The organism is Xanthobacter sediminis, from assembly GCF_043195015.1.
In the GTDB taxonomy this organism is placed as follows: domain Bacteria; phylum Pseudomonadota; class Alphaproteobacteria; order Rhizobiales; family Xanthobacteraceae; genus Xanthobacter.
Map to the genome: position 1 here is coordinate 39,007 of NZ_JBAFWH010000022.1, position 13,999 is coordinate 53,005.

The window sequence follows — 13,999 nt, forward strand, 5'->3', positions numbered from 1 at the left end:
CCCCGCCACCTCATTTTTTTGACGGGCGCGCTCGCGCCGGGCCACAGAACACGACTTTAGTTTTTATGCTTTCGAAAGTGTCGAAAGTGGTGGAGCCGCTGCCAGTGCCAGCGACTCCAGGAGCGGATATCAGCCGACGATTTTCAGAAATCCATAGATAATAATCACGCAGCGCGATAGAGCAAATCCATAATCAAGCCGTATGCATCCGTCGTCGCTTCCAAGAACTTTTTTGACGTCTTTCCAGAGAAAGACATAAGATTTTCTATTTATGTATTTATGAATATGAAGTTTGCCATTTTTCCTCCACCTATACACCGTCGTTCGGTGAACACAGAGATGATCGCAGAGCTCCTTCAGTGTCAATTGCTTGTCGTTCGGAAAACGAGGCCAGCGTTGTGTCATTTGTTGTCTCGAAGTCAAGGTCGCCGTTTGTTGCAAATGGTTGCAGTTGTCGCGGCATGCGTCAACTGCTGAAGCGCATGATTTTTCAGATGAATTTAAATAGTATCGAAAGTAGAAAAATTAAGTGCCTCACCTGTCAGGGGAAATCGCTGCTGCGCGCTCAATAAGAGAGGCCGACGTCTCGTTCGCGAGCGCGGGTGAGCGCCAAGCGTTGCCGCCGGTCGACATCGCTGGCGAGCTTGATGAGCGCGGCCGCCTCCACAGGAAGGTCCGCTGCATGCTCGGTGCCTCCGGGCCAGCGACGACGGGCTGCGACCGCCAGTTCCGCCGCCGCCGCGGCGGCGGCCGGTGAGACGTTGCCACGTTGCCACTCGGCAACGTGCTCGGGGGCGGGCGCCGGGATCTCGATCGAGCGGCGGGAGCGGGCTCGGTCCTCATGTGTGACTTCGGCGGTGACCTGGCGCTCGACCTGATCCAGGTCAGCGAGAGCGGGCGCGTTGCGGGCCGCTGCCTTGCGGGCGTCGTCATCGCCGCGCATCAGGCGGCGAGCCCCCGCCATCTCTCCGAACCTCTCCGGCGTCCGTCGGATCGCGTCCGCGAGGCTACGGCGGCCGTCGACGTCCGCGAGGGCGATGGCATCAGCGAGTTTCTCCACGACGTCGGGGCGCCGCCAGACGCCGGCGGCCGCCGCCTTCTCGCGCCAAGTCGCGAGCTTTGCGGCGAACAACTCGCGTTGGCGCCGAGCCCGGTAGGCCGCCAGGGGTTCAGCCGGCGGCTCGGCGGCTGGCACCAGGGGCCGTCGGTGCGACTGCGCCGGCGGCGGCGCCTCGGTTCGCGGGAGAGAGATTTCGCTATGGACGCCGAGTGCGTCGCTGATACTGAGTCCGCGGCGCTCGCCGAAGTCGCGCGCATAGTCGACGGCATTCTCCTTCACGCCCGATCGGGATAGGCGCCGGGTGAGGGCCTGCAGAGCCGGTAATTCGTCAGATCCTGCATAGAGATTCACCTCAGCGCGGTGACGCGTCATGGACACATAGGTGAGGTGGCGGTCGAAGCTTTTCGAGGCGAGCACGAAGGCGCGGTCGGCAGTCGCGCCTTGCTTTTTATGGATAGTCGCGGCATAGCCGTGGTCTAATGCCTGATATTTTGCGGTGTCGACCGCAATCGTCTCACCGCGGTCCAGGCGCACAACAATGCGGCCAGCGTTGACCTCCAGGATAGAACCGAGAGTTCCGTTCTTCACCTTCATCCCGGCATTGTTTTGCAGGAAGATCAGCCGGTCGCCGGGGGCGAAGTTGCGAGATCCGTCCCTGGTCGCGAAGGGCAGCTCGCCGGCGAGTCCGCCCCGCGCGCGGAGGGCGGCGCGGAGGTCCGAGTTGATCGCATGCACGTCCCTGCGCGCGTGCGCCATCGCCACTCGTGAGGCGTCCGGCCGAGCGTCGAGGTCGGCCAGATAGTCACGCACCAAAGCGGCGCGGGCGTCCTCGTGGACCGGGGCGAAGTGCACGTGGCCCCGGTCGTGATAGGCAGCGAGTGCTTGAGCGGTTCGGTGGGTCGCCAGATCGACGGTAGCTTGCCGCTGCCAGTCGACACGTTGGCGGCGCACGTCAGCGAGGGTCACATGGCCCACTTGCTCGATCAGGGCGCGAAACGCTGCACCTGCGCCGATCGATTGCAACTGCTCGTGGTCGCCGGCCAAGACCGCTTTGGCTCCGGCTTTGTCCAGCACGGAGAGGACGCGCGCCAACTGGCGGGTGGAGACCATTCCCGCCTCATCGATGACAAAGATATCAGCCCGCCCGGGCAGGTCGCGGCCCGCGGCCCATGACCTCTCCCAGCTGGCCAGCGTCCGCGCAGGGATGCCGGCGGTTTCCTGCAGGTTATCGGCCGCCTGGCCCGCGAGGGCTGCGCCGCAAACCCCATAGCCAGCCGCCTCCCAGGCGGCGCGCCCGGCATTGAGCATGGTTGATTTTCCCGCGCCGGCGAAGCCGACAACGGCTGCGATGGCCGCCGGCCCCGTGATGTGCTCGACGGCCCGGACCTGCTCCTGCGAGAGGCCTGCGGTCGGATCGCGCGCCTCTCGCTGGATCGCTGCATTCTGAAGCGCGACCGCGCGCGCGACGTGATGTTCGGCGACGCCATGGCGACGCGCTTCATGCATAGAGGCGGCAGCGGCCGCCATGTTTTTCTCGATGCAGATCATCTCCGAGGTGGTGTAGCGAGCGGGTGTCACCTGTCCCGTCCGCGGATCGGACCGCTCGGCCTGAAGCTCGACCAGGGCCGGCGACGACATCGCCGCCGCCAGCGCGTTCTGGAAGTCCTGGGGGTCCTCGACATAGCGGTTGAGAGCGCGAGCGATATCCCGCCGGTCGAACACCGCCTTCTCGGCGGTAATCACTCCGAGCACCTGCTCTGGCTTTTGGCGGATGAGCTCGGCGTTACGCGCAGCAGCCTCATGATCGATCCGCCGGCGGTCCGGCGTCTTGCCTTGCCGCTCCATCTGCGTCGCATGGACACCCATGTGCTCGGTCGGCTCGAGTTCGATGCCCCGCGCGGCATGGGAGCGGGCTTCCAACGTGACCTCGTGGCCGGCGCGGGCGAGAGCGTGGTTGGCAAGCAGCTCCCATTCTTCACGAAGGGCCAGGACCTGGTCCGCCGCTACGAGTTTTCCGGCAGCCCGCAGGGCTCGGTCGCTCAGTTCGAAATCCGACTTTGAGCCCAGGCCTTCGGGGCGGAGCACCCGGGTAGTCGCCAGGAGGTGCGCGTGGAAATTGCGCTGGTCTCCGTCTGCACCAGGCGCGTGGATGGCAAAATCCACCACGACGCCATAGCGCGCCACGAGGTGGGCAGCCAGTTCACGGGTCAACGCGAGCCGCTCGTCGGCCCTCAGCTCGGCGGGAAGCGCCACCACCACTTCGCGCGCTACCCGGGCGTCCTTCCGGCGCTCGGCTTCCTCGGCCGCATCCCACAAAAGCTGCCGGTCCTGTGCCCACCGAGCATCGACACCGGCAGGTAGCACGATCTCCGCGTGCGTGACGCCAGACCGGCGGGTGTAGTCGTGGGTAACGCCGTCGCGCCCGTTCACCAGGCGGACGCCCGCGCGATAAGCCGCCGCGGCGACCGCCGAGCGGCCCGCGGATCGCGACAAAGAGGTCGTGGATAGATGATAAATCGCCATCCGCAGCTCTTCGCACTGCCTTGCAACGCAAGTCGAAAGTGCGCCCTTCGGTGAACATGATAACAGCGGATCTGAATTGAATATAGATCGCGTTCGTTGCGATTGGTTGCAGCCGGTTATTCGTCGATTGACTGCAAAAAATGCAGTGCGAAAATCAAGAGGAACATTCACGACAGGGGTTTGACCCATGGAAACTGAGGCTGACGCGTTGCGGTTGCGGGCGGCACAGCTGCGGGCTCAGGCGGACGCATGTCTCGCCCGCGCCGCCAAGGAAGAGCGGGCGAGGCAAACGCGGAGAAAAATCCTCGTCGGGTCAGTGATTCTGCATGACCTCGCTACGTCGAGCGGCGACGAAGGATGGCTGCGCTCCTACCTGCAACGTCGGCTCGACTTTTTTGGCCGGTCGGCGGACCGGGAGCTCGTCTCGCGTCTCCCGCACCCGGACGATGCACCGCCAGCGCAGCGCGGGCGCGGCCGCCCGCGCAAGGTGGTTGAAAACCCTCCACCGGAGGAAAGCGATGAAGGTGCCGCTGGTGCTGCTGGCAGCACCAGCGGCACCTTCGGCGAAGCATGATGTCGCCTCCGCTGCTCCTCAGCGTCGGAGGGCTGCCGCCGGCCCTTCTGATCGCCACCGGCATCGCCTTGGCGATGGCGGGTATGCTCGCGCTCGGCGCGGTCGTATTCGCCTTGCTCTACCGGCCGACCCCTCGGTCCCACGGTTCAGCGGGGTGGGCGAGGCGCAGCGATGTCACCTCTTTGTACGCTGCCAGTGGCCCAGTGGTCGGTTGCGACGAAAAAGGGCGCGTCTTGCGGTACGGAGGAGACGCGCCGTTGCTCTGCGCAGCGCCCTCCCGGAGCGGCAAGGGCGTGGGACTGATCATCCCGACGCTCCTGGACATGCGCCGCTCGTGCATCGTCATCGATCCGAAGGGCGAGGCCGCCCGCGCGGCGGCGTCGCGGCGGGCTGAGTTCGGCCCCGTCTGGGTGGTCGATCCATTTTTAGCTGCGGGTGGCTCCTCGTCGTCGAGCTTTAATCCGCTCGCCGTGCTCGCCGCGGACAGCTCGACATTCGTCGAAGACGCGATGACACTCGCGGACGCGATCTGTGCGCCCGACGCACCGGGCGGCGGCGACGGCGCCAGCGAGCACTTCAACAGCACGGCGCGAACGCTTCTGCGGGCGCTCATCATGCATTGCAGCGCCGTCGAGTCCCCGGCGGACCAGCACCTCGGGACCGTTCGCTCGTACGTAGGCCTCAGCGAGAACGCATTCCGCACGCTGCTGGAGGAAATGGCCGCGAGTTCGGTCGGCGGCGGCAGCGTTGCACGCGTTGCCAGTCAGCAGCTCGCCCGCGATCAGCGGGAGGCCGCGTCCGTTTTGAGCACGGTTGCGCGCCAGACGGAGTGGCTCGATTCGGCAGCGGTCACGCGCTCAATGGCGACGAATGATTTTCGTTTCGAGGAGCTCAAGGAACGGGTCGGGACCGTCTTCATCGTCATCCCGCCGGACCGGCTCAGCGCGTTCGCACGTTGGCTTCGCCTGATGGTGGCGAGCGTGGTGGTCGCATTCGCGCGCTCACCTCTGCCCGGCCCGTTGGGTCCCACGCTGCTGATCGTGGACGAGTGCGCCGCGCTTGGCCGCCTGCCCGCGATTGAGACGGCGATGGCGGTCATGAGCGGGTACGGCCTGCAGGCCTGGCTGTTCTTCCAGGACTTGGCGCAGGCCCGCGCGATATATCGCGAGCGTTCAGAAAGTCTGATCAGCAACGCTGCAGTTTTTCAGGTCTTCGACGTCGGTGACCACACGACCGCCGACGCGGTCTCGAAGATGCTCGGAAACCAGACGATCACAGTGCGCACCGCCGGCGGCGAAGCGCGCGCTGCGCGGCCTCTCAATCATCTTCACGCGCGGTGCAAGGCCGGTGAGAGCGCGGAAAATACGATGGTTTTCGGACAAACGGTTCCGAGGCCTCGGCCACAATGAGCAACGGAGCACATCATGAACGAGCTGTTTCGCCCTGCGGACGCAGACCTCGGCCTTGCGCTCGCTCGCCGCGTGATCGGCTGCACCGTCGAGGTGGTCAGGCAGACGGGAGAGTGTGCAGACGCAGGCTTGGTCGCCTCCGTGGTGGGGACGATGAACATAGCCCTGGCTGTCGTGGCCAGCGGAATTGCCACTTATTCACTGTACAAGATGATCGTCGACACGGCGCGCACCGGCCACGCCGGCCGCGATGAGGCATGGTCCTATTCGGCGGCGCGGATTGGCGTGGGCGCGATCCTCCTGCTCCCGGTGTCGGCCGGCTTCTCTCTGGCGCAGATCCTCGTCATTCAACTCGCGATTTGGGGGGCGGGGCTCGGCGACACTGTGTGGAATCGCGCCGCTACATTGATCCAGCGCGGCGGCTACACGCAGACTGCGATTCCGACGGTGGAGATAGATGCGGAGCAGCGCGGTCAGTTCGCCACGGCCGTTTATGCGCGGACCGCGGGGTGGCTATGTGCGTTAAACCTCAATGAGCTGGGTGCAATGCTTGGTGGGCCGGCAGAGGCAATCTCCTCGACGGCGATTTCGACCAGCGGGCAAGGCTGGTTCACGTCCGCGCCGATGCGCGGCCTAGGCTTCACCGGAAGCGACTTTTTCCGCGCTAGCAATAGCTTATGCGGATCAGTGACCTACACCCTGAGCGCAGCAGCGGCGGACTCGGCGGCGGTTGAAGGGGGAACGTACAGCAAGTTTGAGGCCCTCGCGGAGAAGTCGGTCGGTGCAGGGATGGCTGCGGCGTTCCGCACCATCGACCAGATCACTCTGAACCTCGCGCGAGACATGCGGTCCAGCGGGCTGGGCGACGCTGCGATCAAGAGCAGGATCGACGCGGCGGTGAAGGACGCGGCGGCCGCTTACCGGTCCGGAGTCGCCGCCGGGTTCGCCAGCGGCGACATGAGCGGACTTGCGAAAGAGGCACTCAACAACTCCTTGGAATTGGGCTGGGCGATGGCGCCAGCGTGGCAACGCGCAATGATGAATATCCATACGCAATCCCAGATGCTGAGCCGCGGCGTGACCATTGCATACCAGTTTCCGGAGAGCATCAATCGATACGTCTTCCAGATTCCGCAGGGCCCGGCCACCATTTCGACATTCACAACTCTGACAGATAAATACCGGCGCGACGAAATGCACCTTAAAAACGTTGCTGGATTTGTATACGACTACCAGCGCGCTAATCCGGTCGGGTCCACGGCCGGGTCCGGCTCGACACTTGCGGTGAACGAAAGCGCGGGCATGGTCGCGACGGGCCTCCGCAAGCTGCTGACAGCGGTTCAGATCTCCGGGGCCGAGGGCAGCTTTCTCGACCCGTTCGCCGCGCTGGCCAAGACCGGAGCCGCCCTCGCATACGCCGGCGGCGGGGCAGCGGTCGCAGGCACCGCGCTGGATTGGCTCCCTATCACCCGTGTCGCCGCAGCCGGCGCCGGCGGCTGGCTGACAGATCTCGGATGGGCGCTGGCGCTCGCGGGATTCGTGCTCGGCGGGCTGCTGCCCCTCCTGCCCATTGTTTATTTTTTCGCCGCGGTTCTGGGCTGGCTGCTCACCTTGGTGGAGAGCCTGTTCGCCGCCGCGCTGCTGGCCGTGCGCCTCATCGCACCGAGCCGAGGCGCGGCGCTTTTCGCCGGCGGCGAGGCCGGACTTTCGGTGGCCCTGGACCTTCTCCTGCGCCCGGCGCTCATCGTCTCCGGCCTGGTCATCAGCTTGCTCGCCGCGAGTGCCGGGATCCTCTTGCTCAACACAACTGCATCCTCGGTGTTCGCCGCGATGATGCCGCTGGATGGAGGGCCAGCTGGGAGCGCCCTTCTCGGGCTCGCCGCGGTGTTGTTCTACGTCGTGGCCGCGGTCGTGGTGGTGGTGCGCAGTAGCGCACTCATCATCGAACTGCCAGGTGCGGTGCTGACGTTCGTCGGCACCCGGGCCGATGCGCGCGGGAGTGAAATGGCGGCCGCGCTTGCTGGCGCGTTCGCCGGCCGGGCCATACTCGGCGAGGCCAGCCGGAAAGCGCTCGCTGCCGGCGGGCACATTGGTGCGGGCCTGCGCCGCGTGGGTCACGGCACATGATCGGCCGCCATAGATGGCTCGTGATCGTGGGAGCGGCCTACGTCGTTCTCGTGCTCCTTCCCATTATGTATTACGGGGTACATGACGACTCCATAGCCGCTACATTTACAATTTTAATCATGATTCCGACGTTAACATTTTTCGTATACGCGACTATTACGACGATCTGGTGCGCTCTATCTCCGCCTGCAATCATAATTTTGACTGCATTTATGCTTGCATTTTCCGAAATATTGCGGATATATTCATTATTGAAGCGCGCCACGAGGGGGCTTTAATGCCGCTGGTCGGGTTTCTGTTCTCGGTTTTTATTGGCTGCATCTATTTTGCGGTTATGGCGGGGGTCGCGGTCATCCGGATGCTCGCGATGATGTGCGCTGGGGCGTGGCGGCAGGACGGCGCGGGGCGGCACCCGTCTCCGCGGAGCAGATGCCAGCGCGCGCAGCGTAGGTAAAGGCCGGGCCTGCGGCCCGCCGCCTTCGGCGGTGCGCGGCAGCCTTGACCTACGCTCCGCACGCCGGCCTCGAGGAGGGGTCGGGACGCAGGGCGTCCTCGTTGATTTTTTGTTCGTCCCCGCTGGGGGTCGAACACAGGGCTAATCGCAAAAAAAACAAGGGCTACAGGAGGTTGGGATGGACCAGAGTGAGTGGACGGTAAGCGTGCCTGACATACATAGTTTTAGATGGGTCTATGACCGAGAGCAGGTGGTTTTGATGCAGGTGTTTCCGGCCGAGAGTGGGTGGAGTTTTTTGCTTTCGACTTGTGATAATCCTGCATTTGCTCGCGGCTGCGTCGTGGAGACGCAAGTTGCGGCACAGGGTGCAGCTGAAGAGGCGCTGGACCGACGCCTCGGCCGCCTGGAAGTCGCGTGACGAAGCGTGAAAAAACTGAAACCTTATAGTTACAGAAGGAATGGAAGATGAGCGATCTGGATCTGGATGAGCGAAAGGCTGCGGCCTACGCGGCGGCTGAAAAGATCCGCGCGAGCGGCATCCGAGATTTCGTCGGAAAAGAAAATTTGGCCGCGATCATAGGTATGTCCGCAGTCGAAAACGGCGCGCTGGTCGGTGTACTTGCTGCGGTCGGGCTGAACCCGCGCCCGAAGGCTGGCGTATATCTTCATCTTCAGTACGCCGGCTGCTAGTTACATGAATAAAGAGGCCTGCTTTTGCGCAGGCCTCTTTATTCTTGCCGCTCAGCTGGAAATCGGATTTGAACGTGATCACCAGGAAGATCGCATCCAATCAGCGGGGGGGGGAATAATGGCAGGTATTTGGGGGTGGCTCATCGCCGGCTGCGTTGCTCTTGTAGCAGCGGCGTGTGCTTTTATCTACAAAAAACAAATCATGAAACGATATTGCGCTGCAATTACTACATCAGAGTGCGTTGATTATAAAAACAACGTTGATGCATGTAATGCTGACAAAAATATTTCACATAAAAATGATTATAGGCCTACCGCAATTGACGGCCAGTTATCGGCATTGCGTAGGTCTAATATAACAAAAAAGACGCCGATCAATAAAAGTGCTTACCGCGTGTTAGTTCAAATCGAGCGGGCGATCAAAAAAGAGGCGCCGCGCTGCCGAGTTCTGGCCGAGGTGGGGATGAGTGCGTTCATCTGCACTAGCCATCAAGACAAGGAAGCGTTTAGGAGTTTTTTCGCTAAAAGGGTCGATTTCTTGGTGATCGATGCGATAGGGAACCCGGCCTTCGTCGTGGAGTTCCAGGGAAGCGGGCACCATCTTCATGGGACCGCCGCAGGTAGGGATGCGGTCAAAAAAGAAGCACTGCGGCTTGCGGAAATTGAGCTGCTAGAAATCCACCATTACACTAGCGACGAAGAGAGATCGATAATGATCGTTGGGGCATTGCGTCGCAACTGCGGTAGTCATTCGCAAAATGGCTACACTGGAAGACCAGCAATTCCAGCGGTTGACCACCAATGACCTCAGGCGCATGCGTCAGACTGACCGGGCTTGCCGTTTCTATATCCAATCAATGCCAATTTTCGGCACGCAATTGTCGGGAGCTTCGAAGGTGGGGCAAGATGAAGATGGCTCCCAGTTTCCCCATTTTTGAAAAAGGGGATGCCACCGGCATCCCTCGAGGTTCCCGCCGGCGAGGGCGGGGAAGGGTGGGGGGCAAGGGCTTGCCCCTTGCGGGGGAGGGATGGGGCGGCGCCCCGTCCTCCCCGCGCGGCCGCGTCTGCGGCCGGTGATGTCTGCATCAGGGATGGAAGCCCGAAGGGCCGAGACCGCTTGCGGGCTCGGGCGGAGCCGACAGCCCGGCCGCCTTGGCGGAGATGCTAAGCCTGCGAAACTGTTACTTCGTGGCGACCGCGAGATGGACGCCCGTGGTCTTCTGGAGGTGCCGCAGAACAGCGAACAGGTTATCCGCTGTCGGATTGCCCTTGACGCTGAACATGCGCATGAGGCTCTTGGGCGGCTTGCCAACGCCTTCGGCCAGCTCATCGAAGCCGACGGTCGCGTTGATGTAGTCGCGGATGACCAGTTTCCCGACGTCAACCTCGCCATTAAGGAGAAGTTCAACGGCTTCCGAGAGCAGCGCGGCGCGAAATCCGGCCTCTGCGTCCGCGCGCGCCTTTATGGTTTCCTTGAAGTCGCGAGTAAGGGACATCACCGGCTCTCCTTTTTTCGCTGTTTATAGTCCTGCCACCGGTCCAGGGATTGCGCGATGTCTTGTTTCTGTCGGCGTTTCGTGCCGCCCGCCAGCAAGATCACCAGTTCGTCGCCCTGCCGCCCGAAATAGATCCGGTAACCTGGTCCCCAATCAATCCGGTATTCGAGGACACCGGCGCCAACGGGCTTGGCGTTGGACAGGTTGCCAATCTCGATGCGTGCAAGAGCGACGGCCACCTTGGCCGCCGCCTGAAAATCGAGTGAGCTAAACCAAGCTGCGAATGGGCTTTCCCCAGCGGTGTTTACGTACTCGACGATTTTCATCGATAGTACCATATCTGTTACCATCCATGTGATCAAGCATCCATAAACGCGTGCTTCGGATCACGAGCATGGTCAGTGGCCCGGAATCTGAAGTACCCGATAGACGCTCGCCCGGCCAATCCCGAGGCGTCGGGCGATGTCTGTGGAGCTCACGCCCTCGCCCTTCAGCCGTCGCACCTCGTCGGCCTTGGCCCTGGCGGTCGGCTTCCTGCCCCGGTACTTGCCCTCGGCCTTGGCCTTCTCGATCCCCGCCCGCTGCCGTTCAAGGAGAAGCTCCCGCTCGAAGGCGGCCACGGCGCCGAAGACGGAGAGCATGAGCCGCCCCGAGGCGGACGACGTGTTCAGCTTCTCCCCGCCCAGGTTCAGGATGACCAGCCCCACGCCCTTGGCGTCGAGGGCCTCCACGATGGACCACAGGTGCTGCACCGACCGGGCGAGGCGGTCCAGCTTGGTCACCACCAGGATGTCGCCCTCGCGGAGGAATCCCAGTGTTTTCTGGAGCTCCGGGCGGAGGGCGGCGACGGCGCTGACATGCTCCTGAAACAACTGAGTACAGCCGGCCTCCCTGAGGTCGTCAAGCTGGCTCTGGAAGCCCGCGTCCTGCCCGTCCGTGCTCACCCGCGCATATCCCACCAGCATCGTCATTCTCCCCTGTCCCACTGCCCGCCTGGCGGGTCCCACTGAACACCTCCCCTGCGAGACGGTGTGGAGGGCGTCCGATAGAGTCCATTCCGGCTTTTCGGACGTCTCGTCTCGCTGGATTTTAGGGGCCACTGGGACTCATCGCTCGACCTCGACCAGCAGCATGTGCGCAAGCGCACTGTCTGCGGCGCCACGCGCATCCAGATCCTGTTGAGCGGTTGTCGCGGCGAGGTCGGCAGCCACGAGCTTCGCGAAGTCAACCATGAGCCCGTGCCGGTCCTGACCCGCCGCAGTGGCAGCAGCGCCCTCGTTTCCGCCGGCATTGCTGGCGAGGCTGTCTACGGCCGCCGAGGCCGCCCCCGTTCCCGTGGTGCTCGCGAGCCGCGGATTCTCGGTCACCGTCTGATCGGGTGAGCATGTGCGCGGCAAGGTGGAAGAGCGCCATCCACCGAGCTGCGGGCCATAGACGGCGGCGGCACCGTCACTGCCGTCCATCGGAATCTGATGATCCAGATATGGCTCGGGGTTGACGAGGTACCATGTCGACGGCATCGCCGATTTGATGGCGTCCGCCGTCAGCGGGCTATTCCCGAGGCTCTTGCCGGACCCCTCGCGCCAAACCCGACCACCAGCTCCAGCCGCCTTGAGCGCATCGCCCCGCAGTAGTGCACCCAGGTGGAGGTGGGGGCGGCACTCGCCCATTCCGGTGCAGCCCATCTGCCCGATCTGCTCACCGGGCTGCACGTTCTTACCCGCCAGGTCCTGGCGGGCCTGCTGCATGTGCATGTAGATCCACTTCATGTCACCAGCATTGACCGTGATGTACTCGCCGGCGCCGTGCGCCTGATGTGCGTACGACACATGCCCCGCCGTCCCCGAGAGGATTGGATCGCCTCTCCCGGCGGAATTGACGATATCGAGCCCCTGGTGCCAGCCCGCCGAGGCTCGGCCTGTGCGGTCTACGCCATAGGGACTGATGACACGCTCGCCCGCGGTGGAGTGGGTTCGATGCACGAGGCAGGCCGCGGCCCTCACCGCCGGCGCGCCGCCGGCGAGGGCGAGCAAGCCGGCGGTGAGGACGAGCAGTTTCGCAACAAATTTTCGCACGTAAAAAGTCCTTTCTGAACAAGCCATTGAAAGCCGCGCGGAAATCAAGAATTTCGCGCGCCTGCGCCATCAATAAGAAGAACAGCGGCCAGTCGTCTTCGCGTCTCGCGGCAGTTCGAACCGCGAGTCTCGCACGCGCAGACGGTCTGCCGGCTCAGACCGGCCAAGTCCGCAAGCTGAGCCTGAGTAAGGCGCCGCGCGCGGCGTGCAGAACGGACCTTGTTCGCGAACAGAAAACGGTGATCTCGAGGACCAGTCGTCATTCAGATACCCCCTGGTTACGGAAGCTCCGGCGGAAATAGGGTAGGAAAATAGGCACCCTGGCGCCTCACGGTCGAGTTGTCCGGAAGCATCGTGAAAATGGCGCGGGGAGCCGCCAGGGCGGCGCCTGCGTGCCGAAACGCGCGCCGCCACGCGGACCATGCAGGCGACTCGGCCGGGACAAAGACCCACTGGTCGCGGCGTGCACCCTGCCGTCGGGCCTCGTCGACGGCCCGTCGGACCTCATCCGATACCGGCGGCGCCTGAACCGCTACGTGAGGCGCGGAGAGCGGATATTCTTCCCAGTCGCCACGAGCCAGCCAATTCGCCGCCCGGGCCACATACTGCTGGGGCCGCCCGGAGCAGGTATTTGCGTAGTGACGAGCCCCAGCTAGTAGGAGGGTGGGATCGGTTCCCGTTCGAACGGCCCGGCGATATTCTGACGCCGCGGAGGTGCGTCCTTCGTGCTTCGGGAAAGCCGTCCAGAACCTCTCAAACCCATCGTCCGCCCTTTGGATCTGAATTTCGGACTGCGCAAATCCAGAGAGATTTGATTGTTCAACACAATTGTTCGGGTGCAGCCGGCTGAACCCTTTTGAAACAGGAACTTGCAGGGTTTCTGGCTTGGCGTCGCCCAAACCCTCCGCCTCACTGCACCCTTTTCGCGGCCCCTCGGCGATCGTGGGCGTCACCATCCGATACAGGTTTGCGCGGCCGCGCCCCCCTCCAACCTCGATAACAAGATGGCCGGCTGCGGAGAGCGCGCGGAGCGCGGCTCGCACCGAGTTCTCGCTGAGGTTCAACAGGCCGGCCAGGGTGGAAACAGAGGGGTGTGCAGCCCGCGTTGCCCAATTTAAATACCTCCCAAGCGCAACTGCCACCTTGGTCGCTGTCGACGGTAGCCGGTGATCGAGCGCGATTGTCTCCAGCCAAGCGAACTTGTCGCCGGCGAAGTTGCTTCGAGCCCGAGCGTCTTCCGGCTGGGGGCCAGCCCCAGCCGGAGCCGTTCTGGACGCACGTGGCGTCTCGTGATATTCAAATTGCCGAGCGGCTTTCCTATCCCCGCTGCTATTCATGGAGCCGTCATGCGCTGGCACGCATGACGGCTTCTTCATTTGGTAGCGCTGACCTAACTTGATGTGGTTAGACAGACCTGGGAATTTGCTTTCTGGATCAATGGCAGCCGATTGCCGGGGCAGACACCTTAAGTCATTGAGAAACGGCGATTTCCGCAGTCCCTCTCTCTCCGCCAATTTATCTGCCTTATGTGGCTGATGATTAAGAGAAGTTGGCGCTCACAAAAAAGTCTGCCCTAGGCTCAGGACTCGTC

13 protein-coding genes are annotated in these 13,999 nt (G+C 63.1%); 6 read left to right on the forward strand and 7 right to left on the reverse strand.

The genetic code is table 11. The features are described 5' to 3' along the window. Nucleotides 1–129: 129 nt before the first annotated feature. Together V5F61_RS19285 and traA are read right to left on the reverse strand one after the other, a co-directional pair. Nucleotides 130–405: a helix-turn-helix transcriptional regulator gene (locus tag V5F61_RS19285; protein ID WP_393990168.1), complete on the reverse strand. Its 276-nt coding sequence runs from the start codon at nucleotides 403–405 to the stop codon at nucleotides 130–132. A gap of 160 nt (nucleotides 406–565) precedes the next feature. Continuing rightward, complete coding sequence (gene traA / locus V5F61_RS19290) at nucleotides 566–3,583, reverse strand: Ti-type conjugative transfer relaxase TraA (RefSeq protein WP_393990167.1); 3,018 nt, start codon at nucleotides 3,581–3,583, stop codon at nucleotides 566–568. A 187-nt stretch (nucleotides 3,584–3,770) separates the two neighbouring features. On the opposite strand from traA, the gene V5F61_RS19295 reads away from it, so the two are divergent. From V5F61_RS19295 to V5F61_RS19320, 6 genes are all read left to right on the forward strand, one after another. Further along, entirely contained in the window at nucleotides 3,771–4,157 is a 387-nt protein-coding gene (locus V5F61_RS19295) for a hypothetical protein (protein ID WP_393990166.1), read from the forward strand. A 293-nt stretch (nucleotides 4,158–4,450) separates the two neighbouring features. After that, nucleotides 4,451–5,566, forward strand: coding sequence for a type IV secretory system conjugative DNA transfer family protein (locus V5F61_RS19300; RefSeq protein ID WP_394104069.1), 1,116 nt, complete (start codon nucleotides 4,451–4,453; stop codon nucleotides 5,564–5,566). A gap of 15 nt (nucleotides 5,567–5,581) precedes the next feature. Then, nucleotides 5,582–7,693 carry a DotA/TraY family protein gene (locus V5F61_RS19305; protein WP_393990165.1) on the forward strand — a complete coding sequence of 704 codons (2,112 nt, stop codon included), beginning with the start codon at nucleotides 5,582–5,584 and terminating at the stop codon, nucleotides 7,691–7,693. A 632-nt stretch (nucleotides 7,694–8,325) separates the two neighbouring features. Continuing rightward, nucleotides 8,326–8,565 (forward strand): hypothetical protein, encoded by a 240-nt coding sequence (locus V5F61_RS19310; protein WP_393990164.1) that lies wholly within the window; start codon nucleotides 8,326–8,328, stop codon nucleotides 8,563–8,565. 47 nt (nucleotides 8,566–8,612) lie between these two features. Continuing rightward, nucleotides 8,613–8,837 (forward strand): hypothetical protein, encoded by a 225-nt coding sequence (locus V5F61_RS19315; protein ID WP_393990163.1) that lies wholly within the window; start codon nucleotides 8,613–8,615, stop codon nucleotides 8,835–8,837. Nucleotides 8,838–8,841: 4 nt separating this feature from the next. After that, nucleotides 8,842–9,642, forward strand: a complete 801-nt coding sequence (locus V5F61_RS19320; protein ID WP_393990162.1) for a DUF2726 domain-containing protein — start codon at nucleotides 8,842–8,844, stop codon at nucleotides 9,640–9,642. 376 nt (nucleotides 9,643–10,018) lie between these two features. Here the strand turns inward: V5F61_RS19320 and V5F61_RS19325 are convergent, their stop codons facing one another. From V5F61_RS19325 to V5F61_RS19345, 5 genes are all read right to left on the reverse strand, one after another. Continuing rightward, a complete protein-coding gene (locus V5F61_RS19325; protein WP_393990161.1) occupies nucleotides 10,019–10,333 on the reverse strand; it encodes a helix-turn-helix domain-containing transcriptional regulator in 315 nt (104 codons plus the stop codon). Further along, entirely contained in the window at nucleotides 10,333–10,659 is a 327-nt protein-coding gene (locus V5F61_RS19330) for a type II toxin-antitoxin system RelE/ParE family toxin (protein ID WP_393990160.1), read from the reverse strand. The genes V5F61_RS19325 and V5F61_RS19330 overlap by 1 nt, the downstream gene beginning before the upstream one ends. Before the next feature lie 72 nt (nucleotides 10,660–10,731). Then, nucleotides 10,732–11,304 (reverse strand): recombinase family protein, encoded by a 573-nt coding sequence (locus V5F61_RS19335; RefSeq protein WP_393990159.1) that lies wholly within the window; start codon nucleotides 11,302–11,304, stop codon nucleotides 10,732–10,734. 135 nt (nucleotides 11,305–11,439) lie between these two features. Beyond that, nucleotides 11,440–12,408 carry a M23 family metallopeptidase gene (locus tag V5F61_RS19340; protein ID WP_393990158.1) on the reverse strand — a complete coding sequence of 323 codons (969 nt, stop codon included), beginning with the start codon at nucleotides 12,406–12,408 and terminating at the stop codon, nucleotides 11,440–11,442. A 278-nt stretch (nucleotides 12,409–12,686) separates the two neighbouring features. Further along, complete coding sequence (locus V5F61_RS19345; protein ID WP_394104070.1) at nucleotides 12,687–13,784, reverse strand: helix-turn-helix domain-containing protein; 1,098 nt, start codon at nucleotides 13,782–13,784, stop codon at nucleotides 12,687–12,689. Nucleotides 13,785–13,999 lie beyond the last annotated feature (215 nt).